Raw genomic sequence first — 23,176 nt, forward strand, 5'->3', positions numbered from 1 at the left:
TCGCAATCCGCCCCCGCATCATGGACGGCCGATCATGAGCGAATCGTGAGCGTCCGCCCCGTGCGGCGTCGGCGCTCGCGCCGCGACCCGGCGGGGGCGAGCCGCAGGACGAACTCCGCGCCGCCGCCGGGGCGGTCCCGGACGGCGAGTGTTCCCCGGTGGGCCTCCGCGACCCGCCGCACCAGCGAGAGACCGATGCCCGTTCCCCCGCCCGGCGAGCTGAACCGCACCATCAGTTCCGGCAGCCGGGCCGGATCCACTCCCGGACCCCGGTCGGCGACCCGTACCTCCGGCCCGCGCACGGTTACCAGCAGGTCGGCCCGGTCCGGCGCACCGGGCGTGCGGCCGTGCCGTACGGCGTTGTCCAGCAGGTTGCGCACGGCGACCCGCACCAGGGCCGCGTCGGCCCCGGTCACCGACTCCTCCAGCCGCAGCTCCAGACGGTGTCCGCACTCCGGCAGCTCCGCGCACACCTCCTCGACGATCTGGTCCAGACGCAGCGGCTCCGCCCGTACGAAGTCCACGTCGGCCTCCAGCCGCCCCCGGGCCAGCAGGTTCTCCACGACGTCGGCCATCCGGTCCGCCGCCCGCCGGATCCGAGGCAGGTGCGCCTCCAGGCCGCCCGGAGCTCCGGCTGCCATCTCCACCGATCCGCGCATCACCGCGACCGGGGTCCGCAACTCGTGCGCCGCGTCGGCCAGCAGCCGTTCCTGCTGCTCCAGCGCCTGCCAGGCCGGCCGCATGCTCCGCCCGGACAGCACATGCCCGGTCAGCGCGGCCAGCGCCGTCAGCGCGCCGGCCCCGACGACGAGGGAGAGAACCAGACTGCGGTGCCCGGCCGTGCCGCGTTCCGGATCGCCGACCGCGACGGCCGCGCCCGCCACCTCGTCGGTGGCGTCGTGGTAGAAGGGCACGGCCAGCAGACGCACGGCCTCTCCCGTACGGTCGCGCGCCTCGGCCCGCACCGGCCCCTCCTCGTCCATCGTCGACCGGGTCAGCGCCCGGACCGCCCCGGCCGGCACGGCGAACTGTGCGGTACGGCCCCGGAACACGGTGACCGGATCACCACCGGGCCGGGCCTCCAGCACCAGGATCTGCGGGGTTCCCGCCGTCGCCTCGTCGTCATCGAGCCCGTCCAGACGGATCCGGTCGTCCTCGTAGTAGACGAGCGAGGCCGCGACGGACGCTCGGCGGCGCATCTCGTCGTACTCGGCGTCCTGCCGCGCCCGGTCGTCGGTACGGATCACCAGCCAGGACAGGCAGGCCAGCCAGACGACGGTGATCAGTGTGTACGCGGCGGTCAGCCGCAGCCGCAGCCGGTGCAGCCGCCACCTGGCCGGGGAGCGGCGCCGCCGCACGGGCTTCCCCATCAGGACGGCCCCGGCTCCGCCGACAGCAGGAACCCCTGACCGCGCACGGTGTGCACCAGGCCGGGGGAGCCGAGCTTGCGCCGCAGGCCGGCGACGACCGCGTCGACCACGTTGGAGACCGGGTCGGCCATCTCGTCCCAGCAGTGCTCCAGCAGCACGGTACGGGTGACGACGGCATCCCGGTGGACGAGGAGCTGCTGGAGCACGGCGTACTCCTTCGGGCTCAGCGACAGCAGCACGCCGCCGCGCCGTACCTCGTGCCGCGCCACGTCCATGACCACGTCCGCACAGTTCAGGAAGGCGGGGAGGCGGGCCGGCGCCCGCCGGCTCAGGCCCCGGACCCGCAGCACCAGCTCGCGCATCGCGAACGGTTTGGCCAGGTAGTCGTCCGCCCCGCGCTCCAGCCCCCGCAATCGCTCGGGCAGGGTGTCCAGGGCGGTGAGGCACAGCACGGGCACGGACCAGCCGGCCCGGCGCCTGCCCTCCAGCGGGGCGAGGGTGTCGCCGAAGGGCACCATCCGGTCCAGCACCACACAGTCGTACGCGGTGACGTGCAGCAGCACGTCCGCCTTCGGCCAGTCCGACGCGCAGTCCACGGCGAAGCCCCCGTCACGCAGCCCGGACGCGATCAGGTCCCGCAGGTCGTCGTCCTCCACCAGCAGCACACGCACGGGGAGGATGCCTCCGATTGGCTTTTCCGGGGGAGAGACCCGCCATCCTAAGCTGTCCCGCGCACTCGCCCCGAGGCGGGCTGGCAGGCCGGTCAGGCCAGTGTTGCCTCGATGATCCGGAGGACGTCGGGCGCGGGCAACACGGCGTCATGCCCCGAAGAGCGAAGCCGACAGCTCGCGGTGCTCCCCGGGATGGCCCGAGAAGTCGGTCCCGCAAGCACGTCGGAGTTCGGCTCACCCGGTCCGATCCGGTCGAACATCCCCAACCGCACTACTGTGCCGAGCGCTTGGGCGGCCATCCGGCCGCGCGTGAGCCGAGGGGAGGGGCCTTGCACCGTCGAGTGCCTCGGCGGCCCCCGCGGCCACTGCCCCGGCCACGGTGGCCAGGGCAGGTGAGTCCAGCTTCCACTGCTGCCAGTACAGCGGAACGTCGACGGTACGACCCGGGGCGTCGTCCGGCGCATCGCCCGTAACGAGCCGTACCAGCCGGCCGTCACTCAGCAACGGCTCCGCCTGGACGTCGGGCACCATGCCCCAGCCCATACCCGCCGCCACGGCGTTCACGAACCCCTCCGACGTGGGCACCAGATGACGCCGGGCGCTCGCCCGGGGCCCGGGGCCGAGCCGGCGCAGGAAGGCGTCCTGAAGATCGTCGCGCCGGTCGAAGGCGATCACCGGGGCGTCGCCGATCAGCTCCCGCAACGCGATGCCCGCGTGCCGCCCCAGCCACCGGTCGGCGAAACCGGGACTGGCCACCGGCAGATACCGCATCCGGCCCAGCCTGCGCACCGAGCAGCCCGTCACCGCCTCCGGCGACGAGGTCACCGCCGCCATCACCAGACCCTCCCGCAGCAGGGTGGCCGTATGGTCCTGGTCCTCCCGGCGCAGCTCGTAGCAGAGGCCCAGCTCCTCCGGCACGCGCCGCAGGGCGGGCAGGAACCAGGTCGCCAGCGAATCGGAATTCACCGCGATCGGCAGGGGAGTCGGCTCGTCCGGCCCGGACATCCCGAGCGCCGCCCGCGCATCGCGCTCCAGCCGGGCCAGCTGGCGGGCGAAGCGCACCACGACCTCCCCGGACTCGGTGGGCCGCACCGGCTTCGTGCGCATCAGCAGCACCCGGCCCGTGCGCTGCTCCAGTGCCTTCACGCGCTGGCTGACCGCCGACGGCGTCAGCCGCAGGGCGCTCGCCGCCGCGTCGAACGTGCCCTCGTCGACGACGGCCAGCAGCGTCCGCACCTGGTCAAGAGGAAGCTCGGACATCATGACAGCTAATGGTACGTAAGAATCATTAGCTGGACATCGGATTGCCCCGCTCCGTGGCGTCGGCCGCATGACGAACGCCCTGACCGCCGCGGCCGCCGGATTCGGTACCGGCCTCTCCCTCATCGTCGCCATCGGCGCCCAGAACGCCCTGGTGCTGCGCCAGGGCGTGCGTCGCGACGGAGTACTCGCGGTGGTCGGGATCTGCGCCCTGTCCGACGCGTTGCTCATCGCGCTGGGGGTCGCCGGGGTCGGCGCGGTCGTCGTCGCCTGGCCGTCGGCGCTGACGGCGGTGGGGCTGCTCGGCGGCCTGTTCCTGATCGGCTACGGGCTCCTCGCCGCACTCCGCGTCCTGCGCCCGTCGGCCCTGCACGCGGGGGACGCCCCTGCCACGTCGCGTCGGGGCGTCGTGCTGACCTGCCTGGCGATGACCTGGCTCAACCCGCACGTGTACCTCGACACCGTGTTCCTGCTCGGGTCCGTCGCCGCCGACCGGGGCCCCTTGCGCTGGACCTTCGGCCTCGGCGCGATCCTGGCCAGCGTGTGCTGGTTCGTCGCGCTCGGGTACGGCGCCCGGCTGCTGAGCGGGGTCCTCGCTCGGCCTTCGGCCTGGCGGGTGCTGGACGGTCTGGTCGCCGTGACGATGATCGGCCTCGGCGCGAAACTGGCGCTGGACGCCTGAACGGCCGGCGCGCCATGAGGACGAGCTCGCCGGTGGTCCGGCCCGTCTCGCCCAACGCGTGCGCCTTGGCCGCCTCGGCCAACGGGAGGGCCGCCGGCGCGGGACGTCGAGCGAACGTGCCGAGGGCGGACCGAGAACCATGTCGGCATCCCTCACCGCGTCCCCGACGTACGCCCCCGGCGACGTGGCGATCCGGGCGGTGGGGCCGACACCGTAAGGGCAGGGCAGTATGCCGCGGGTGCCCGGTCCGGCGGACGGCGGCACGGCCGCGACCCGCGACCGGACGCGGGCGACGGCATGTGCCCCGCTCCCGGCCGGTTCAGCCGATGGGGGGCAGGAGGCTGAGCCGCTCGGCGCGCTCCGGTGTCAGATCGAGGGCGGTGAGGATGGAGGGCGTGGCGATACTGGGGAGTATGTGCTGCTGCAGTGTGATGTGGCGGCGCTGCAGGTCCCGGTAGTCGGTGAGAGTCTGGGAGACCGCCTGCGTTCCCGCGAAGGCGGCCACGTACAGGTCCGCCGTCTCGGTGGGGTTGACGTGGGGGAGTAGCTCGCCCTGGAGCTTGGCCTGGGCGAGGAGGTGATGGGTGGCTTCCTGCCAGCGGATGAACGGACCGCTGCGGTCGAGGCCCTGGGCCTGCTGGTCCATGGAGAGGCGGACGCCCGCGCGGGCGAGGAGGCTGGTCTGCAGGCGGTGGCTGAACAGCATCCCCAGGTCGATGAGTTGCTGGAGTTTGAGAGCCTGGTCCGGAACGGCCTGGGGCGGCTCCTGGGCATCGAGAACACCCAGTGCGAGATCTTCCTTGGACGGAAAGTGGAAGTAGAGAGCTCCTTTGGTGACGCCGGAGCTTTTGAGTATTTCGGTGATCGTCGCGGCTTGGTAGCCGTATTTCTCGAAGGCCTGCGCCGCTGCCATCAGGATGGTCCGGCGGGTGCGGATCGCCCGGTCCTGCTTGGCCATCCTGTCTCCTTTGCTGGGCGAGGGCCCGGGAAACGGCCGGGACGTTGTGGGGGGACGGCCCTGCCGGGGATAGAAAAAAAACCGCTTAGTCTGTATCTTATCAGCGCACGTGCATCGCAGGAATGGCTCGCCATCACATGACCCCTGGGGGGAGTTATGCCCGAAGCAGCAGTCTTGACCGATCCGGTGCCGGCTACGGATTCGGAGGCCGAGGTGGTGCATCCCGTGGGGATCGACATGGTGCACCGGACCAGGTCGGAGGACGCTTTTCCGCGTAACTGGGTGCGCCTGGCGCACGATCGGTTCTCGGTGGCGGCGACCCTGCCGGACGATCATCCGTTCTTCGCCCCGGTGGGCGGCGACCGGCACGACCCGCTGCTGGTCGCGGAAGCGATGCGGCAGGCGGCCATGCTCTCCTTCCACGCCGGGTACGGCGTCCCGCTGGGCTATCACTTCCTTATGGCGGACCTGGACTACGTGTGCCACCAGGACCACCTGGGTGTCGGCGGCGCCCCCACCGAGATCGACGTGGAGGTGTTCTGCTCCGACCTGAAGTGGCGGGGCGGACTGCCCGTGCAGGGGCGTGTGGGCTGGGCGGTGTACCGCGACGGGGATTTGGCGGCGACGGGTGCCGGCGCGACCCGCTTCACCAACCCCAAGGTGTACCGGCGGATGCGCGGCGAGGCCCCCGCCGAGGGGATATCGATACCGGAGGCGGCACCCGTCTGCGCCGCCCGGGCGGGCCGGAGCAGGACCGAGGACGTGGTGCTGTCGGAGACCGGCCGGGACGGGCTGTGGGAACTGCGCGTGGACACCCGGCATCCGACGCTGTTCCAGCGTCCCAACGACCACGTCCCGGGCATGCTGCTGCTGGAGGCGGCCCGCCAGGCGGCCTGCCTGGCGGCGGGTCCCGGCGGAGTCGTTCCGGTGGAGGCGAGTACCCGGTTCCACCGGTACGCCGAGTTCGGCAGCCCGTGCTGGATCGGGGCGGCGGTCCTGCCGGGGGCGGCCGAGGATACGGTGTCGGTCCAGGTGACAGGTCATCAGGACGGCGAGCCGGTGTTCTCCACGGTCCTGTCCGGCCCGCGGGCCGACGGCTGAGAGGTTTGGTCGAGTGATTCTCGTGACGGGTGCGACCGGAGCGGTGGGCCGCGAGGTCGCCGGACAGCTGGCGGCGGCGGGCCCCGTGCGGATTCTCGCGCGCCGTCCCGAGCGGCTGACGGTACGGGGAGGCGAGGTCGAGGTCGTCGAGGGAGAATACGGGGACCGCCCCGCCCTCGACCGGGCCCTGCGGGACGTCACCTCGGTGTTCCTGGTGACGAACAGCCCCACGGAGCCCGACGACGAGCGGGTCGCCGCGGCCGCGGCCGCGGCGGGCGTCCGTCACCTGGTCAAGCTGTCCATGATGGCGGTGGAGGAGCCGGGCGCCGACGACTTCATCACCCGGCGTCAGCGGGAGAACGAACAGGCCGTCAGGGAGTCCGGGGTTCCGTGGACGTTCGTCCGCCCCAGGACGTTCATGTCCAACACGCGGTCCTGGGCACCGGGCATCCGGTCGGCGGGAGCGGTGCGCGCCCTGTACGGCGATGCCCCGGTCGCGTGCGTCGACCCGCGCGACGTCGCGGCGGCGGCCGTCGCCGTTCTCACCGGTACGGGACACGAGGGCAGGGCGTACGCCGTGTCGGGTCCGGAGGCGATCACCGCGCGGGAGCAGACGGCCGAGCTCTCCCGGCTGTTGGGGCGGCCGTTGCGCTTCGAGGAGCTGGGCGTGGACGCCGCGCGCACGGCCCTGCTGGCGAAGTACCCGCGGCCTGTCGCGGAGGCCTTCCTGGAGAGTGCCGAGCGGCAGCGGGTGGGTGCGAAGGCGGCCGTGGTGCCCACGGTCCGGGAACTGACGGGCCGTCCGGCGAGGCCGTTCCGTATCTGGGCGGCCGATCACGCTGACGCCTTCGCGGTGGATTTCCGCCGTTCCGCAGGCGAGTAGGGCGAGTAGGGCGCGTTCACGGGTGAGCGCGGCACGTCAGTCCTTTCGGGCCTCGAACAAGTGCGACAGTGCGCCTTTCCTCTTTTCGGGTCCGGTTCCGTGGGCGTGGAGAAGGCGAGGCCGGAAAGGGGCGCAGAAGCCTCCGCCGTATTCTTCTGTTCCCTGGAAATGAAACCGGTAAGTTGGTTTGATAACTCCATGACGCCGTCACGCTGCTCCGGCGGGGAGCCCTCGAACGGAGCCGGCTCCCTTTCCAGTCCCGTATCCGGGCACGTCTCCCCCGCGGGGAGGCCCGGGTGACCAAACAGGAGCGGGCCACCCGGACCCGCCAGGCGCTGATCCACTCCGCCGCCACCGTCTTCGAGCAGCACGGCTACGCGCAGGCTCGGCTGACGCTGATCAGTTCCGGCGCGGGCGTCAGCACGGGCGCGCTGCACTTCCACTTCGAGAACAAGGCCGCGGTCGCGGAAGCGGTGGTGGCGGAGGCGTCCCGAGGGCTGCGCGACATGTCCGGCGCGATCCGGCGCAGGACGGACACCGCCCTGCAGGCACTCGTCGACAGCTCGCACGCTCTCGCCGAACGGCTGCGCGAGGACCCGGTGAGCCGGGCCGGATTTCGGCTGAGCTGCGACGGCGAGAGAGCCACCGCCCCGGACCTGAGGCTGGAATGGCACCACCGCGTGCGTGAACTGCTGGAGGAGGCGGCCGCCGCCGGAGCGCTCGCCGAAGACGTCTCCCGCGAGGACGCGGCGGCCGCCACGGTCGCCGCGACGGCCGGGTTCGAGGTGCTCGGCCGGCACGATCCCACGTGGCTGTCCCCGCGCATGCTCACCGGCTTCTGGCAGTTGCTGCTGCCCCGGCTCGCCGCCGCCGGGACCCTGCCGCACATGGACCCGGCCGGCACGGGTACGGCGCCGTCGACCCGAACTCCCACGCTCGCGGCGTTCGCCGTCGGCCAGGCGGAGGTGACGGCGGACGTGGAGGCGAAGGTGGCAGAGGTCAACTGACCGGCCGCCCGCAGGTGGCGTACGGCATGAGCGCCACCGAAGCCGGCCTCGCGCTCGACCCGTACGTCATTGACTTCCTCGTCGGCTCCGCCGTCACCGGCGGAAAGGCGGGCGCCGACGGCGAGACCGAGGACCACGACCCGGCCCGCCCGGCGACCGAACCCGGCCCCGCCCGAACAACCGCAGCCCCGGCGGGGCGGATGCCTCTCGGGCCCGGTACCACACGCCGCAAGGCCGACGAGATTTTCGTGGATCCCCGGCCGGCCGCTCTCTACGGTCCACTCGATCCCGACCGGGGCGACCTGGACCCGTACGTCCGCCTCGTCGAGGAGTTCGGCGCGCGGCGGGTGCTGGACATAGGCTGCGGTACGGGTGTGTTCGCTCTGACGCTGGCGGATCGCGGTTTCGAGGTCGCCGGGCCGCTCGTGCCGTTCCGCTGGAGCTACGTGCTCGCGGCCGGCGGGCAGGTCCTCACCTCCGACTCCACCCTGCGGTTCCGTGAGCGTCAGGCGGCCGAGGCGGACCTGACGGCACTGGGGTTCGCCGTGCGCGAGGTGCGCGACGCACCCGACCGGCCCGGCCAGGAGTTCGTCTTCATCGTTCGTCGGCCGGACCCCGCGCCGCGCCGCTGATCACGTCCGCCCGGCCCGCGTCGGCTCCCCAGCTCGCCAGCAGGCGCAGGGCCTGGGCGGACTCCGAGCCCGGCTCCGCGTGGTAGGTCACCAGATGCTGCTCCTCGTCGTCCGGGAGGTTCAGCGTCTCGTACGACAGGGTCAGGTCCCCGGCGAGCGGATGTCGCAGCAGCTTGATGCCGTGGCCCTTCTCCTTGACGTTGTGCGTGGCCCACAGCCGACGGAACTCGTCGCTCTTGACCGAGAGTTCGCCCACCAGCGCCGACAGCTCCGGGTCGTCGGGATGGCAGCCCGCGTACAGCCGCAGATAGCTGACCATGTCCGAGGCCTTGGAGTCCCTGTCCATGAACAGGTCCCGGTAGGCGGGGGAGAGGAACACGAGCCGCGCCCAGTTGCGCTCGCCAGGCGGCAGCGCGCCCCAGTCGCCGAACACCGCGGCCGCCATCGGATTCCACACGAGGATGTCGGAGCGGGCCCCGGTCACGTATGCGGGGACGCCGTCCATGCTGTCGAGGAGATACAGCAGCCCGGTCCGCACCCGCTGCGCCCTGGCCGGCCGGCGCTTCTTCTTGTGCCGTGCGGGCCTGGCCAGGTGGGTGAGATGCGCGTGCTCGGCGTCGGTGAGCCGCAGCGCACGCGCGATCGAGTCGAGCACCTCGGCCGACACGTTGCGCCCGTTGCCCTGCTCCAGGCGCGTGTAGTACGCCACGGACACCCCGGCCAGCTGCGCCAGCTCCTCCCGGCGCAGACCGGGCACCCGGCGGTGCCGGCCGAAGTCCGGCAGCCCCACGTCCTGCGGCTGGAGCCTGGCCCTCCGGGTGCGCAGGAACTCGCTGAGCTCGGCCCGCCGGTCCAGCGGCTCGGGGGCGGCGGCCTCTGACTGATCGTCCATGGTTTCCATTATTCCTGTGTTTCCTGGTCGTACGCGCCGGAGCCTGTCCCCGTCAGTAGTAGGACCGCTGGACGTAGGCAAAGCGGTGACCTGGGTAAACATCCGTCGCGGCGTGATGCTGGCAGACGTTCCTACCGCATCACCAGAGGAGAACCTCCGGCATGACCACCGTTGCCGCCTACGCCGCTCCCCGTGCCAAGGCCCCGCTGGAGCGCACCACGATCGAGCGTCGCCCGGTGGGCGAGTTCGACATCCTGATCGACATCAAGTTCGCCGGAATCTGCCATTCCGACATCCACCAGGCCCGCGACGGCTGGGGCGAGGGCATCTTCCCGATGGTGCCCGGCCACGAGATCGCCGGGATCGTCGCCGAGACCGGCTCCGGTGTCACCCGGTTCAAGGTCGGCGACCGGGTCGGTGTCGGTTGCATGGTCGACTCCTGCGGGCAGTGCGACGCCTGCCGGACGGGCCGCGAGCAGCACTGCGTCGAGGGGAACACCCAGACGTACAACGCTCTCGACCGCGGTGGCGAGCCCACCCACGGCGGCTACTCGACGCACATCGTCGTGACCGAGGCGTTCGCCCTCTCCATCCCCGAGGGCATCGCCCTCGACGAGGCCGCGCCGCTCCTTTGCGCGGGCATCACCACGTACTCCCCGCTCAAGCGCTGGGGCGCGGGCCCCGGCAAGAAGGTCGCCGTCGTCGGCCTCGGCGGTCTCGGCCACATGGCCGTCAAGATCGCGCACGCGCTCGGCGCCGAGGTAACGGTCCTCTCCCAGTCGCTGCGGAAGAAGGACGACGGGCTCAAGCTCGGCGCCGACCACTACTACGCGACCAGCGATCCGCAGACCTTCGAGGAGCTGGCAGGCTCCTTCGACGTCATCCTCTCCACGGTCTCGGCCCCGCTGGACTTCGGCGGCTACCTCGGTCTGCTGCGGACCGACGGCACCCTGGTCAACGTGGGCGCCCCCGAGGAGGCGATCTCGCTGAACCTCTTCTCCCTGATCCTGGGCAACAAATCGATCGCGGGTTCGGCGATCGGCGGGATCGAAGAGACCCAGGAGATGCTGGACTTCTGCGCCGTGCACGGGCTCGGCGCCGAGATCGAGGTGATCGGCGCGAGCCAGGTCAACGAGGCGTACGAGCGGGTTCTCGCGAGCGACGTCCGCTACCGCTTCGTCATCGACACGGCGACGATCTGAGCCGTCGCCCGCCCGGCGATCCCCTTGGCGCACGCCTCCGCCCCGGTCACCGCAGGTGCCCGGGGCGGACGCCTTCCCATGTTTGGCCCGTACGGCTGCGCACCGGCACGCCGCACGCCAGCGCCTGACCACCTACCGTGCCGCGCGGCTCCGGGGCGCGCGGCCGCTCCCGGCGGACTCCTCCCGAGGCCGTCCTGGACGGGACGCCCGCTATGACGGTACGGGTGAATCGCCGGGCAGATCCTCGGGCCCGGACACCGGATCCCGCGGCTCCTCCACGAGCTGCTCGCGAAGGTAGTTCCAGGCCACCGCGAGCAGCGCGGCCACCGGCACGGCGAGCAGGCTGCCCACCACACCGGCCAGGCTGCCGCCCAGCGTCACCGCGAGCAGGATCGTCGCCGCGTGCAGACCCAGCCCCCGGCCCTGGATCATGGGCTGGAACACATTGCCCTCCAACTGCTGCACCACGACGATGATCGCCAGCACGATCAGGGCGTCCATCGGCCCGTTCGAGACCAACGCGATGACCACCGCCACGAATCCGGCGAACAGCGCCCCCACGATCGGCACGAACGCGCACACGAAGGTCAGCACCGCCAGCGGCAGAACCAGCGGTACTCCCAGGATCCACAGACCGATCCCGATGAAGACCGCGTCCAGCAGACCGACGAACGCCTGCGAGCGTACGAACGCGCCGAGGGTGTCCCAACTGCGGGAGGCCACCTCGGGGATGTCGGTGGCGAGCCTGCCGGGAAGCTGACGGGTGAGCCACGGAAGGAACCGCGGGCCGTCCTTGAGGAAGAAGAACATCAGGAAGATCGCCAGAACCGCCGTGACCAGTCCGTTGACCACGGTGCTCACCCCGGTGACGGCGGTGGTGACCACACTGCCGACGCTGTCCTGCAGCCGGGCGGTCGCGGTGTCGAGGGCACCGGTGATCTGGTCGTCGCCGATGTTCAGCGGCGGACCGGCCGCCCACGCGCGGAGCTTGTCGATGCCCTCGACCACCCGGTCGGCCAGTTCCCCGGACTGGTCTGCCACCGGCACCGCGATCAGCGCCACGATGCCCGCCCCCGCGAACAGGGCGAACACCGTCACCACCGACGCGGCGAGCGCGGGCCGCCAGCCGTGCCGGCGCAGGAAGCGGGCGAGCGGCCAGGTCAGCGTCGTGAGGAACAAACCGACTATCAGCGGCCATACGACCGACCACATCCGGCCCAGCACCCACAGCGCGACCGCTGCCGCCACGAGCACCAGCAGCACCTCTGCGGAGACCCGTGCCGACGTGCGGAGAGCGGCCGTGGTCTTTGTCGAACTCAATGGCGAAGACATGGCGTCACCCTATGGGTTCGACAACCGTGTTCCGGCCACTCCCGCGGCCCGCCGACGCCGACCGCGAGGAGGGCGGCCCGCCGGTCCCGTCAGCGCAACGCCGGGGGCAGTTCCTCCCGGTGGACGATGCCCAGCCGCTGCGTGGCACGGGTGAGTGCCACGTACAGATCGCTCGTGCCGAACCGGGCGGGCTCCACGACCAGCACATGGTCGAACTCAAGGCCCTTGGCCTGGCGCGGATCCAGCAGCACCACCGGGTGCGTGAGGTCGGGGGCCTCACCTGCCGTGACCCCGTCCAGCGGCGCGGCGATCTCCTCGTGCAGCGCACGCGGCGCGATCACCGCGAGCCGTCCCTCCCGGGGCGTCAGCTCGACGACGGCCCCGGCCACCGCGCCCGCCAGGTCCTCCCCGGCGTCCCGCTTCCACGGCTTCTCGCCGGTCGACCGCACGGAGACGGGGGTGGTGAACGAGGGGTCCTTCTCCCGCAGGACCCCGGCGGCCAGCTCCATGATCTCCGCGGGCGTACGGTAGTTGACCTCCAGCGTGACGTGCTCGAAGCGGTCCCCGACGTACGGCCGGAGAATGTTCTCCCAGGACCCGACGCCCGCCTCCTCCGAGGTCTGGGCCGGGTCGCCGACCAGGGTCAGCGAGCGGGCCGGCGCCCGGCGCATCAGCAGCCGCCACGCCATCGGCGAAAGCTCCTGCGCCTCGTCGACGATGATGTGCCCGAACGCCCACGTGCGGTCCTCGGCGGCCCGCTCGGCGGCGGTGCGGTGGTCGGCCTCCTCGTGCCGCTCCGCCATCCGCTCGGCGTCGACGATGTCGTGGGCGGCGAGGACCTCGGACTCCTCGTCCTCGAACTCGTAGCTCTCCGAGCCGCGCGAGAGTTCCAGCACGCCCTGCGCGTAGCCGACCCGCTCCTGACGGGCGGCCTCGGCGGCCGCCCTCTGAGCGCTGTCGTCGATGCCGAGCAACTCGGCTGCCTCGTCGAGCAGCGGTACGTCGGCCGGGGTCCACGCCCCGGCGTCCGCCGGGCGGCGGATCGCGTCGGCGTCCTCCTCCGGTACGTACACCGGGTCGGCCAGATAGTCGGCGAGGAACCCCTGAGGGGTCAGCGGCGGCCACAGCTCGTCCACGGCCGCGTGCACCTCCTTGCTCAGCGCGACGTCCCGGCCCAGCTGGGACATGTCGTCGGGGCCGAGGAAGTTGGGCCCGCCGTAGGGGTCCGCGCCGATGCGCTCGACGAGCTGCGCGGTGAGCGCGTCGATGACGCGGAAGACGAAGTGGGGGCGGGCGAGATTGTGCGGCAGGCGGGTGTCCCGGGCCGCCTGCCGGGCCTCGTAGGCGATCTCCCAGTCCAGGATCAGATCCCCGCCGTCCTCGTGCGGGATCACCATCGCCGCGCCGGGCTCCGGCAGCCGCTGCCGGTCGCGTACGGCCAGGGTGAGGGCCTCGGCCATCGGCTCGCCGCCCTTGACGGCGGCGGCGCGCGGGATGTCCGTACCGGTGGCGTGAACACCGGGGAACAGCTCGGCCTGCGTGGCGAGCAGCACCCCGGTCTCGCCGAGCCCGGGCAGCACCTCCGCGATGTAGCGCAGGAACGCCGGGTTGGGGCCCACGATGAGCACGGCGCGCTTGGCGAGCAGCTCGCGGTGCTCGTACAGCAGGAAGGCGGCCCGGTGCAGCGCGACGGCCGTCTTGCCGGTGCCGGGGCCGCCCTCGACTACGAGGACGCCGCGGTGCGGGGCCCGGATGATGCCGTCCTGCTCGGCCTGGATGGTCCGCACGATGTCGCCCATGCGCCCGGTGCGCGCGGAGTTGAGCGCCGCGAGCAGCACGGCGTCACCGTTCGGATCCTCGAATCCGGTGCGGTCGCGGTCCCCGAGATCCAGGATCTCGTCATGGAGCTCGGTTACCGTGCGGCCCTCGGTGGTGATGTGCCGGCGTCGGCGCAGCCCCATCGGCGTGTGCCCCGTGGCGAGATAGAAAGGACGGGCCACCGGCGCACGCCAGTCGATCAGAACAGGAGTGTGCTCGGTGTCGTCCTCACGGATCCCGATACGGCCGATATGGTGCGCGAGCCCGTCGGCGCGGTCGATGCGACCGAAACACAGGGAGCCGTCCACCGCGTTGAGCGCGGCGAGCAGCCCCGAGCGCTCCGCTACCAGGATGTCGCGCTCCAGCCGTGCCTGCTGGCCCGTCCCGACCGGCGTCAGCGCGTGCTCGACACCGTCGGCCGCCACTCCGCGCAGGGCGTCGACCCGGGCATGGAGCCGATCGATGAATTCCTGCTCTTCCCGCAATTCGTCGCATTCCCGGTTTGACAAAACGGCTCCCCGCCAGATATATTCGTACTCATAAGGCCCCCGAGCGGGGCCTTTCTGCATGAGCGCAGAAGAATCCAATATACGCGGGACAATCCCCGGACCGCAATTACGGTCCGGGGATTCTTCGCGCCCGACGGCCACGTCCCGAACGTGGCGGCCGCGACGAGGCGCTGAGCACGGCCGTCCCCCCGCCGGTGGCCGCTCCCGTCGCATCTCCCGCGCGTGCCGTCGTCATGACGTGGAACCACCTCACCCTTCCGGCCGGAGCACGGAATCCGCCGAGGCGGAGCACTGCCTCGTACGGAATCGGGCGAGGTTCCGCTCCCCGGCAGACCGGAGAGAGCCACGAGCACACGGTGCGAAGCCACGGTCGGCATCGACCGGCCCACCGAAGAGGTCTTCGCCCCACCTGGCGGACGGTGAGCACGACCCCGAGCCCAGCCCACGGGTGCAGCGCATCGAGAACTCACCGAACGGTCCGACCCGTATCCGCTGGCAACCGTCCAAGAACCCCATCACCGCGGCCACGCCGGACGGCGGCACCCAGGTGAAGCTCTTCAACGTCCTGGAGGGCCACGGCGTCGGCAAGCTGCTGGTCGGCTTCGCGGGAAGCGCGGCACGCAAGGACGTCCCGGCGTTCGGACAGTGCATCACAGGGAGCCGTCAAAGCACCCTGAGCCGACGTCAGTCCGCCAGGGGGACGCGGATGACGGGGTCGAAGGGGTGCTTGTTGAAGCCGCTGCGCACGTTGCGGCAGCTCGGCGCCCGGCACATGAAGAACTCGTCGACGCTCCGGCGGCCCGTCCGGCCCCGGAGCCAGGTCTTCTCGTCGGCGGTGAGGGAGCGGTGCTGCTCATCGGAATCACACGTGTAGCAGTACATGGTGCGGGCCGGCACGGGACCTCCTGAAGCGGGCGAACAGGCAGAAGGCGAAGCATATGAGGCCGCCTCGGACGAGGGCGGGGTCCGGCGCGCCCGGTTGCGCTGATTTCGGCCCGGCAGCCGGCGGCGTGACGAGAGACCCAAGCCGCAGGCCGAACGGGATGAGCGGCACGGACGCGGCCACGACGCCCTTGAGCAGCGCGGGGCCCGACCTGATCCACACCGGTGCGACGATCAGGGCGACCACCAGCAGGGTGATGGCCCGCGGCGCGAACCGGGCGAGCGCGCTGACGGTCCGCACGGAGTGGGCGGTCCCGGCGAACTCGTCCTGCGCCCCCTCACGACCGCGCTGCGTCGGCCCGTGCACGTGGCCCTGCCCGACGCGCCGTTCCCGGCGGCCCCGACCCTGCGGGAGTTCCCGCACGGAGCGGTCGCGGAGCGCCAACCGTCCCGTTCACCGGGGTGAGACGGCCTGCGCCCCGTCCGGTGCGGGTGAGGGGGCGGCGGAATCCTGCCCCGCACCGGCGGACCCGCTTCCCGTAACGGCACACCCGTCCCGCGCACCGCCGGGGCCGTCCGCCACCTCCAACTGGACGCCCAGCGCCGCCAGAAGCCAGTCGTGCGCCGACCCCGGGGTCGGTTCGGGGCGGCCGACCGGAGCGCTGATCACCTCGGCCGTCAGATCCCAGTACCGGTCGATGCGCGGATCGGCCGCGAGCCGGCCGGCCAGCAGGCGCCGGAATGCGGGAGTGTCGTGGGTGCCGTACGTGCTCGCGTACGCGTCCACGAATCCGTCCAGCGCCTCACCGGGAGCGGGCACCGCACCACGGCGCAGTTCCCAGCCCGCCAGGTCGTACGCCGCGGCAAGACCCGCGTACAGCACGGCCGGCGCGCGTGCCCCCGTGACGCCGTGCGCCTGAGGCTGGCAGGACCCGTCGCCCCCGTCGTCGCACGGACGGGTCACGAAGGCGTGCAGCCGGGCGAAGGCGAGGACCTGGGCCGGCCGGGGGTCGTCGGGCGGGTGCGGCACCGCCGCCTCCAGGAACGCGGAGACGGAGCGGGCGGGCATCCGGGGCGGCAGCCAGGCACGCCAGAAACGGGCCAGCGAGGCGGTGCTCGGCGGGGCTGCGACCGCCCCGACCAGCCGCAGCCGGCCGGGCCGTTCGGCTGGCGGGCACTCCTGCACCAGCCTGAGCGCGGCCTCCCGCCAGCGCAGCGCCGCGAGCTCGGACCCCAGGGTGCGCAACCGGCCGGCCACGGCATCCTCCAACGCGCCGCCCGCACCTTCCGCCCCGGCCCCGTTCCCCTCGTCCTGCTGGTCGAGGATGCGGCGCACTTCGAGAATCGGCAGGTCGAGGCCGCGCAGGGAGCGGATCATGGCCAGTCGCTCCACGGCGTCCGGGGCGTACCTCCGGTGCCCGCCGGCGCTGCGGGAGGCTTCCGGCAGCAGTCCGCGGTCCGAGTAGAAACGGACGGTCTTGACACTGACGCCCGCGTGTCCGGCCAGTTCACCGATGGTGCACAAGCCGTCGTACGACGAGAACACTTGAACCTCCACCAGGGGGAGTTCCTACGGTACCGGCGAGCGCTGCCGGGGGATCGGGCCGGTGCGCGGAGACACAGTGACGAGGAGGGACCATGACCGTATTCATCCTGGTGGCCGGGGCGTTCACCGGCCCGCACGTGTGGCGGGACACCGCCGCGCGGCTGACGGCGGACGGCGCCGAGGTGCGCGTTGCGGCGCTCACCGGACTCGGTGGACGCCCCGGCGACCCCGGTGGTCCGGGTGACCCCGGCGGGGACATCGACCTGGAGACGCATATCGCGGACGTGCTCGCGGTCGTCGACTCGGTGGCGGCGGAGCCCGGCCGGGAGATCGTGCTCGTCGGTCACGACTACGGCATCCACCCGGCGCTCGGCGCGGCCGACCGGCGGGCCCGGTCGATCGCCCGGATCGTCCACCTGGACGCCGGGATGCCGAGGGACGGCGTCCCCGCCCTGGCCGCCGTACCCGACGGGCGCCTGCGCGCGGAGGTTGCGGAGCGCGCCGCCGGAAGCGGTGAGCAGGCCACCGGCGGTGAGCTGCCGCCGCCGGCCCGGGACGCCTGGTCCCGCTGGGGGAGCACCGCGGGTCTCTCGGAGGCGGCGCTCGACGGGCTCGCCGCCCTCGCGGCGCCGCAGCCGCTGGGTACCCTGCTCCAGCCGCTGCGGCTCACCGGCGCCGTGGCGGCGGTGCCCGTGACCGGGGTGCTGTGCACCGGCAACGGACCGGGTATCGAGATGTTGCAGATCATGGTGGACGTCGGCGATCCCGCTCTCCGGGCACTGGCCGACGCGCGGGTGGCCTTCTTCGAACTGCCCACGGGGCACTGGCCGATGCTGTCCTGCCCCGCCGAACTGGCCGCGACCCTGATCGAGGCCGCGTCCGGCGGGGGCCACAGGCTGATCTCGGCCGATGCCTCACACCCGCCGGCCCATCTGCGGCCGTTCCTCCTCGACGTACCCGAACGGCCCCGTGAACGGACCGGGAACACCGACCTGTATCTGCCGGACGGCCCGGGGCCGCACCCGGCCGTGGTGTTCGTGCACGGCGGTCCGGTGCCCGCCGAGGCACGGCCCACGCCCCGGGACTGGCCGACCCTGACGGGATACGCGCGCCACGTCGCCGGTCAGGGAGCCGTGGGCGTGACGCTCGACCACCGCCTGCACGCCGTGACCGACTACGAGCCGGCCGCGGCCGACGTGGCCGACGCGGTGGAGCGGGTGCGCGCCGATCCGCGGGTGGACGAGGAACGGGTCGCCCTGTGGTTCTTCTCGGGCGGGGGCCCTCTCGCGGCGGACTGGCTGACGAAGCCCCCGGCGTGGCTGCGCTGCGTGGCGGCGAACTACCCGATCCTCTCGCCGCTGCCGAGCTGGGGACTGGCCGACGCCCGCTTCCATCCGGTCCGGGCGGTCTCCCGCGCGGATCAGCTGCCCGTCGTGCTGGTCCGCGCGGGGCGCGAGATCGCCGAGATCGCCGCGACCGTCGAGGAGTTCCTGACCGAGGCCGCCCGCTGCGGAGCGAACGTCGAGGTCATCGACGTACTGGACGGACGCCACGGCTTCGAGACGCTCGACCCGACCGACGAGGCGCGCGAGGCCGTGCACCGCGCGGTGGGCTCGGTCCTGGCCCGCTTGAAGGCGTGACATCTCAAGCGGGTGAAGGGGGTGACACCTCGATGAGCGGAAAGGCCGGCCGAAGGCACTCTCGGCCGGCCCCCGCCGGGCGAAAACGGTGGGATCGCGCTGGGCGCGGAGCGGAAGGCGGCGTCTACTCGATGACCAGTTCGACGTCGATGTTGCCCCGCGTGGCCTTGGAGTACGGGCAGTAGGCGTGAGTGGCCTCGACCAGCTTCTGCCCGGCCTCGCCCGCGAGGGAGTCCGGCAGCTCCACACGCATGACCACCGCGAGCCCGAAGCCGCCGCCCTCCTTGCCGATGGAGACCTCGGCGGTCACGGAGGCGTCCTTGGTGTCGACCTTCATCTCGCGACCGACCGCGGCCATCGCGCTGGCGAAACAGGCCGCGTAGCCGGCGGCGAAGAGCTGCTCGGGGTTGGTGCCCTGGCCGTTGCCGCCGAGAGCCGGGGGCATGGCGAGGGGCAGGTCGATCCGGCCGTCCGAGCTCACGGCACGGCCCTCGCGCCCGTTGGCGGTGGCGGCGGCGGTGTACAACGCGTCCATGGGTGACCCTTCTCTGGAGCCCCGACCGGGATGGTCGCGGCCACGGCCATAAAGATTGCACACAATTGAATTGTGCACAACTTAATAACATGGTCGGCGGTACGCTGGTTCCATGACCACTGCTCCGAGCGCCTCGCCCGAACTCCCGGCGGTCCCCGACGCGGAACTGCTGCGGCTGGACCACCAGGTCTGCTTCTCGCTGCACGCCGCGTCGCGAGCCTTCGGCGGCTACTACCGGCAGGCGCTGAAGGGCCTCGGTCTCACCTACTCGCAGTACCTGGTCATGCTGGTCCTGTGGGAGCACGGCCCGCAGCCGGTCAAGGCCATCGGGGAGCGTCTTCAGCTGGACTCCGGGACCCTCTCGCCGCTGCTGAAGCGACTGGAGGCGGCCGGGCTGGTCCGGCGCGAACGCAGCCGCGAGGACGAACGCTCCGTCCTGATCGACCTGACCGACGAGGGCGCCCGACTGCGTGACCGTGCGCTGACCGTTCCCCGCGGCGTGCTGGCCGCCACCGGCCTGTCCCTGGACGAGGTCCTCGGGTTGCAGGATGTCCTGGGACGCCTCACCGCCGCCCTGGGCGAGGCTGCAGACGCCTACTGATCCAGGGCGTCGGCGATGCGCTCGGCGACGGCCCGCCGCGTGGCGGGGTCCAGTCGTTCGGAGGTGAGGGATTCGTAGAGCCACAGGCCGTCGGCCGCGAGGCGGATGGTGAACGGGTCGAGCGCGGCCGGGTCGTCGGCCGCCGACGCCGGGGACGGTGTCCCCCGTTCCGTCACGGCTTCCCAGACGGCCGTGTGTGCCGTGTTCGTCGATCCTTCGAGCATGAGCAGCAGCTCCGCCCGAGTGGCGCTCTGGACGGCGACCCGGGTGTAGGCGGCCAGCCGTTCGTCCCGGGTGGCCTCGGCAGCGGGCTTCCCCGCCGCCGCGACAAGGTCGGCCTCCCACCGGTCGGCCAGGTGCTGGTGGATCGCCTGGACGAGGTCGTCGCACGAGGCGAAGTGGTAGAGGAGGCCGCCCGTCGTCAGTCCGCCTTCCGCGGCGACGGAGTCGAAGGTGACGCTCTTGACGCCTTCGTGCCGCACGACCCGGGTGGCGGCTTCGAGGATCTGGGTTCGTTTACTGGTTCGCATCGCTCCCGTGTCGTCGGGCCGGTGGCGTGCGGAGCTCAGTGGTGTTCGGGGCCGGACACCGCCGAGCCGGGGCCGTGGTGGCGCAGCAGGATGCCGGTCACCAGGGCGCCGACGGCGAGGGCGGCGGCGACCACGATCATCACGGCGAGATACGCGCCGTCGAACGCCTCGGACGCGGCGGTGATCAGCGGGGTGTTGGTCCGTGCCCCCTCGCCGGCCAGTGCGAGCGCGCTGTCGAGACTGTCGCGCGCCCGGTCGGGCACCCCGGCGGGGAGGTCGATGGTCGCGGAGTACACGGCGGTCAGCAGGCTGCCGAGGAGGGCGACCGCGACCAGGCCGCCGAACTCGTAGGAGACCTCCTCGACGGACGAGGCCATGCCCGCCCTGCGGGCCGCAACATTGCCCATGATCGCGCTGGAGGCGACGGACATGGCCGCGCCGAGGCCGCTGCCGGTGACGATCAGTCCGGTGACGAGGAGGCCCGTGCTGGTGGCGAAGTTCATCAGGACCAGCACGGTGCCTGCGGTCCCCAGGGCGAGGCCTCCGGTGATGAGCGGCAGCAGGCCGACGCGGTGGAGGACCGCGCCCCCGAGTATCGCCGTGGGGAACGCGCCGACGGCGACGGCCGCGACGAGGAATCCGGCCCGCAGCGGCGTGAAGCCCTCCACGAGCTGGAAGCGCTGGGTGGTGACGAGCTGGACGCCGGCGATGGCGAACAGGGCGAATCCGGCGGCCAGCACCCCCGCGAGGAAGGCCCGGTTGCGGAAGATCGCGAAGTCCAGCAGGGGGTGGGGCAGCCGACGCTGGCGTCGGGCGAACGCCCACCCGCCGGCCGCGGCCGGCGAGGACGGCGGCGGCGATGACCGCCGGAGCGGGGTCGATCTTCGCCGTCTCCTTGATCGCCATGACGAGGCCGACCAGGGCGACGAGCGCCAGGAGCGAGGAGGCGAGGTCCCACTGCTTGGAGGGGGCCGGGGCGTTCGGGGGAGCGAGGGCGGGCGTGGCCACGATCGCCGCGACGACGACGGGGATGTTGATGATGAAGACCGACCCCCACCAGAAGTGCTGCAGCAGGATCCCGCTGATGACGCGCCCGATGTGCAGCTGGCGATGCTGCGGTCGCTCTACGAGGCGAAGAGGTCCGTCGACCGGCTGGCCGAGCGTGCGGCCACCGTCGCCGGACGTGGCGGATCCAGTTACGCGCAGCTCGGCGCGGCCCGGGGCGACATCAAACGCCAGTCGGCCCGCCTCAAGTGGCCTCACGCGGTGCCCAGGAAATCCGCCAGCGAGTCCATCCCGCTCCACTACGCGGGCGGCGACGCCGTCATCCACCACGATCCGGGCGCCGACGCCTGGTGGTACACCGCCACGGGCGCGGACCTGCAGGAGGACGAGTCGGAGGCTGTCCACGGCACGTCCGCCGAGGCCATCGCCCGGGCGACCGAGTTCCTGCTGACGCACGACCGGCCCGCACGGCACGAGAGCGCGTGACCCGGGGCGGCACGCTGCATCCCGGAACTCAGTTTCCGGCGGCCCCGCGGCGGAAGTCCCAGGCATCGATGTCGCGGTAGTGGATCGGCCCCGGGCCACGGCCGATGTTGCTGCCGACCAGATGGAGGCGCCCGGCCTCCCAGCTCCGGCCGGCGAACGCGGCGAGCCCGGCGGCGGCCTCCACCGTGGCCGCGTGATCGCCCCGGCGGGACCGGGCCAGGGTCAGATGAGGCCGGAGGGGCCGGTCCGGGAAGGGAACACCGAATTCCCTGACAAGGGTGCGTACGTCGGTGGCGAGGCGGTGCAGTCCTTCGAGGTCCCCCGTGACCCCGGCCCACAGCACCCGCTCGTCGAAGTGCCCGCCGCCGTGCAGCTCCAGCCGCAGGGTCTGTTGCCGCGCCGCGAGCCCGGAGAGCGGAGGCATCAGGGGCGGCACAGCGGTGACCGGCAGCTCGCCGAGGAAAGCCAGGGTGATGTGCCAGTCCTCGATACGGTTCCACCGCATGCGAGGGTACGCGTCGTAGGCCGGACGCAGCGCCTGCACCAGCTCTTCCTTCGCGTCGTCGGGCGGGGCGAGCGCCAGGAACACGCGGGTCGTCGTAGCCCGGACGGGTCCGTCCGCAGAGGTGCCGGTCACGGCTTCGAGCGGTTCGTTCACCTGCCGTACCGTACGCGCCGGCCATGCCCCCGCCGCAACGCGGGGCCGACGACGGACTCGGGCGGGCCGCCGCCGTACCGTGTGGCGCGAAGCGGCAGAGGCCGTGCGCTGCGGGAATGGCCGCGACCGCCCGGCAACGACTCGTCCACCGGCTCGGGGGGCCTTGTCCCCGAGTGGTGGACACCTCTGAGCCCGGCAGGGGCCGGGTAGGAGGGATCTCTTATGGTGATGAAGGTCTACTCGCCCGAGTTCAAGGCGGACGCTGTCGCGCTGTACCTGTCGGACCCGAGCCACACCTTCGAGGGCATCGGCAAGGATCTGGGGATCAGCCGCGAGACGCTGCGTAACTGGGTACGGGCTGAACGGGCCCGCCACGGCGGTGGCAGCAGGACGAGCACGAGCACGGAGATGAGCACGGTGGATTCCCCGCCGACGGCCGAAGAGCTTCAGGTCGAGAGCGAGGCCCTGCGCCGGGAGCTGGCGGCAGCGCGCAAGGAGATGCACAAGCTCGCCACCGAACGTGACATTCTCCGCAAGGCGACGAAGTTTTTCGCACAAGAGATGACCTGGTGATCAACCGCTTCCAGTTCATCGAGGACCACCACCGCGCCTGGGGCGTGAAGCGGTTGTGTCACGTGCTGGAGGTCGCGCGCTCCAGTTTCTACAAGTGGCGGGCGGGCCGCGAGGCCCGTGCCACACGCGAGCGGGCCGACGCCGCTCTCGCCGAGCGGATCAGGGCCGTGCACACCGAGTGGGACGGAACCTACGGCCGCCCGAGGATCACCGCCGAGCTGCGCGAGGACGGTGAGCACGTGAACCACAAACGTGTCGGGCGGGTGATGCGGAAGTTCGGTATCGCCGGGCTGCGGCTGCGCAAGCGCCAGGTCACCACGGTGCCCGAACCGTCCGCCACGCCGGTGCCGGATCTGTTGGATCGTGACTTCACCGCGAGTGCGCCGAACACGAAGTACGTCGG

General features: G+C 72.2%; 21 protein-coding genes and 4 pseudogenes. 11 read left to right on the top strand and 14 right to left on the bottom strand.

Annotated elements, in window-relative coordinates; translation table 11 throughout:
• Positions 1-32 precede the first annotated feature (32 nt).
• From B9S58_RS33775 to B9S58_RS33785, 3 genes are all read right to left on the bottom strand, one after another.
• The gene (locus tag B9S58_RS33775; protein WP_103535694.1) at positions 33-1,370 is read right to left on the bottom strand and encodes a sensor histidine kinase KdpD; all 1,338 of its coding nucleotides are present in this window, start codon (positions 1,368-1,370) and stop codon (positions 33-35) included.
• Entirely contained in the window at positions 1,370-2,041 is a 672-nt protein-coding gene (locus B9S58_RS33780; protein WP_103535695.1) for a response regulator transcription factor, read from the bottom strand. Before B9S58_RS33780 ends, B9S58_RS33775 begins: the two co-directional genes overlap by 1 nt.
• Before the next feature lie 234 nt (positions 2,042-2,275).
• Entirely contained in the window at positions 2,276-3,304 is a 1,029-nt protein-coding gene (locus B9S58_RS33785) for a LysR family transcriptional regulator ArgP (protein WP_258045192.1), read from the bottom strand.
• A 67-nt stretch (positions 3,305-3,371) separates the two neighbouring features.
• On the opposite strand from B9S58_RS33785, the gene B9S58_RS33790 reads away from it, so the two are divergent.
• The gene (locus B9S58_RS33790) at positions 3,372-3,983 is read left to right on the top strand and encodes a LysE/ArgO family amino acid transporter (RefSeq protein WP_103535696.1); all 612 of its coding nucleotides are present in this window, start codon (positions 3,372-3,374) and stop codon (positions 3,981-3,983) included.
• 319 nt (positions 3,984-4,302) lie between these two features.
• Here B9S58_RS33790 and B9S58_RS33795 read toward each other — a convergent pair whose 3' ends face one another.
• Positions 4,303-4,941: a ScbR family autoregulator-binding transcription factor gene (locus tag B9S58_RS33795; protein ID WP_103535697.1), complete on the bottom strand. Its 639-nt coding sequence runs from the start codon at positions 4,939-4,941 to the stop codon at positions 4,303-4,305.
• 156 nt (positions 4,942-5,097) lie between these two features.
• On the opposite strand from B9S58_RS33795, the gene B9S58_RS33800 reads away from it, so the two are divergent.
• The 4 genes from B9S58_RS33800 to B9S58_RS33815 all read left to right on the top strand — a co-directional run bounded on the left by B9S58_RS33800 (position 5,098) and on the right by B9S58_RS33815 (position 8,564).
• Positions 5,098-6,042, top strand: a complete 945-nt coding sequence (locus B9S58_RS33800) for a ScbA/BarX family gamma-butyrolactone biosynthesis protein (protein ID WP_103535698.1) — start codon at positions 5,098-5,100, stop codon at positions 6,040-6,042.
• Positions 6,043-6,055: 13 nt separating this feature from the next.
• Entirely contained in the window at positions 6,056-6,925 is an 870-nt protein-coding gene (locus B9S58_RS33805) for an NAD(P)H-binding protein (protein WP_103535699.1), read from the top strand.
• Between the two features lie 296 nt (positions 6,926-7,221).
• A complete protein-coding gene (locus B9S58_RS33810) occupies positions 7,222-7,932 on the top strand; it encodes a ScbR family autoregulator-binding transcription factor (protein ID WP_103535700.1) in 711 nt (236 codons plus the stop codon).
• 200 nt (positions 7,933-8,132) lie between these two features.
• Positions 8,133-8,564 (top strand): hypothetical protein, encoded by a 432-nt coding sequence (locus tag B9S58_RS33815; protein WP_103535722.1) that lies wholly within the window; start codon positions 8,133-8,135, stop codon positions 8,562-8,564.
• On the opposite strand, the gene B9S58_RS33820 is transcribed toward B9S58_RS33815, so the two are convergent.
• Positions 8,527-9,456 carry a helix-turn-helix domain-containing protein gene (locus B9S58_RS33820; protein WP_181009546.1) on the bottom strand — a complete coding sequence of 310 codons (930 nt, stop codon included), beginning with the start codon at positions 9,454-9,456 and terminating at the stop codon, positions 8,527-8,529. The two genes, B9S58_RS33815 and B9S58_RS33820, sit on opposite strands and share 38 nt — an antisense overlap.
• 161 nt (positions 9,457-9,617) lie before the next feature.
• Between B9S58_RS33820 and B9S58_RS33825 the strand changes: the two genes are divergently transcribed.
• The gene (locus B9S58_RS33825; protein ID WP_103535702.1) at positions 9,618-10,658 is read left to right on the top strand and encodes an NAD(P)-dependent alcohol dehydrogenase; all 1,041 of its coding nucleotides are present in this window, start codon (positions 9,618-9,620) and stop codon (positions 10,656-10,658) included.
• 210 nt (positions 10,659-10,868) lie between these two features.
• Here B9S58_RS33825 and B9S58_RS33830 read toward each other — a convergent pair whose 3' ends face one another.
• Together B9S58_RS33830 and B9S58_RS33835 are read right to left on the bottom strand one after the other, a co-directional pair.
• Positions 10,869-11,990 (bottom strand): AI-2E family transporter, encoded by a 1,122-nt coding sequence (locus tag B9S58_RS33830; RefSeq protein ID WP_103535703.1) that lies wholly within the window; start codon positions 11,988-11,990, stop codon positions 10,869-10,871.
• An 89-nt stretch (positions 11,991-12,079) separates the two neighbouring features.
• The gene (locus B9S58_RS33835) at positions 12,080-14,293 is read right to left on the bottom strand and encodes an AAA family ATPase (RefSeq protein WP_181009548.1); all 2,214 of its coding nucleotides are present in this window, start codon (positions 14,291-14,293) and stop codon (positions 12,080-12,082) included.
• A 399-nt stretch (positions 14,294-14,692) separates the two neighbouring features.
• Between B9S58_RS33835 and B9S58_RS39780 the strand changes: the two are divergent.
• Positions 14,693-14,969, top strand: a pseudogene (locus B9S58_RS39780) (polyketide cyclase); the annotation flags it as partial.
• A gap of 32 nt (positions 14,970-15,001) precedes the next feature.
• Here the strand turns inward: B9S58_RS39780 and B9S58_RS33845 are convergent.
• The 3 genes from B9S58_RS33845 to B9S58_RS33855 all read right to left on the bottom strand — a co-directional run bounded on the left by B9S58_RS33845 (position 15,002) and on the right by B9S58_RS33855 (position 16,745).
• Positions 15,002-15,214: a hypothetical protein gene (locus B9S58_RS33845; RefSeq protein WP_103535705.1), complete on the bottom strand. Its 213-nt coding sequence runs from the start codon at positions 15,212-15,214 to the stop codon at positions 15,002-15,004.
• A complete protein-coding gene (locus tag B9S58_RS37665) occupies positions 15,180-15,566 on the bottom strand; it encodes a hypothetical protein (RefSeq protein WP_181009547.1) in 387 nt (128 codons plus the stop codon). The genes B9S58_RS33845 and B9S58_RS37665 overlap by 35 nt, the downstream gene beginning before the upstream one ends.
• Before the next feature lie 87 nt (positions 15,567-15,653).
• Entirely contained in the window at positions 15,654-16,745 is a 1,092-nt protein-coding gene (locus tag B9S58_RS33855; RefSeq protein WP_103535706.1) for a MerR family transcriptional regulator, read from the bottom strand.
• Between the two features lie 92 nt (positions 16,746-16,837).
• Between B9S58_RS33855 and B9S58_RS33860 the strand changes: the two genes are divergently transcribed.
• Complete coding sequence (locus B9S58_RS33860) at positions 16,838-18,385, top strand: S9 family peptidase (RefSeq protein ID WP_103535707.1); 1,548 nt, start codon at positions 16,838-16,840, stop codon at positions 18,383-18,385.
• A 124-nt stretch (positions 18,386-18,509) separates the two neighbouring features.
• Here B9S58_RS33860 and B9S58_RS33865 read toward each other — a convergent pair whose 3' ends face one another.
• Positions 18,510-18,920 (bottom strand): Ohr family peroxiredoxin, encoded by a 411-nt coding sequence (locus tag B9S58_RS33865; protein ID WP_103535708.1) that lies wholly within the window; start codon positions 18,918-18,920, stop codon positions 18,510-18,512.
• 112 nt (positions 18,921-19,032) lie between these two features.
• Between B9S58_RS33865 and B9S58_RS33870 the strand changes: the two genes are divergently transcribed.
• Positions 19,033-19,521, top strand: coding sequence for a MarR family winged helix-turn-helix transcriptional regulator (locus B9S58_RS33870; RefSeq protein ID WP_103535709.1), 489 nt, complete (start codon positions 19,033-19,035; stop codon positions 19,519-19,521).
• On the opposite strand, the gene B9S58_RS33875 is transcribed toward B9S58_RS33870, so the two are convergent.
• A complete protein-coding gene (locus tag B9S58_RS33875; RefSeq protein WP_103535710.1) occupies positions 19,515-20,051 on the bottom strand; it encodes a TetR/AcrR family transcriptional regulator in 537 nt (178 codons plus the stop codon). The two genes, B9S58_RS33870 and B9S58_RS33875, sit on opposite strands and share 7 nt — an antisense overlap.
• 35 nt (positions 20,052-20,086) lie before the next feature.
• Positions 20,087-21,149, bottom strand: a pseudogene (locus B9S58_RS33880) (MFS transporter); the annotation flags it as partial.
• Here B9S58_RS33880 and B9S58_RS33885 point away from each other — a divergent pair.
• Positions 21,141-21,542, top strand: a pseudogene (locus B9S58_RS33885) (hypothetical protein); the annotation flags it as partial. The pseudogenes B9S58_RS33880 and B9S58_RS33885 overlap by 9 nt on opposite strands.
• A gap of 28 nt (positions 21,543-21,570) precedes the next feature.
• Here the strand turns inward: B9S58_RS33885 and thpR are convergent.
• Positions 21,571-22,200 carry an RNA 2',3'-cyclic phosphodiesterase gene (gene thpR, locus B9S58_RS33890; RefSeq protein ID WP_103535712.1) on the bottom strand — a complete coding sequence of 210 codons (630 nt, stop codon included), beginning with the start codon at positions 22,198-22,200 and terminating at the stop codon, positions 21,571-21,573.
• A gap of 222 nt (positions 22,201-22,422) precedes the next feature.
• Between thpR and B9S58_RS39785 the strand changes: the two are divergent.
• A pseudogene (locus B9S58_RS39785) lies at positions 22,423-23,176 on the top strand (IS3 family transposase); the annotation flags it as partial.

Source organism: Streptomyces sp. SM11 (assembly GCF_002910905.1).
Lineage (GTDB): Bacteria > Actinomycetota > Actinomycetes > Streptomycetales > Streptomycetaceae > Streptomyces.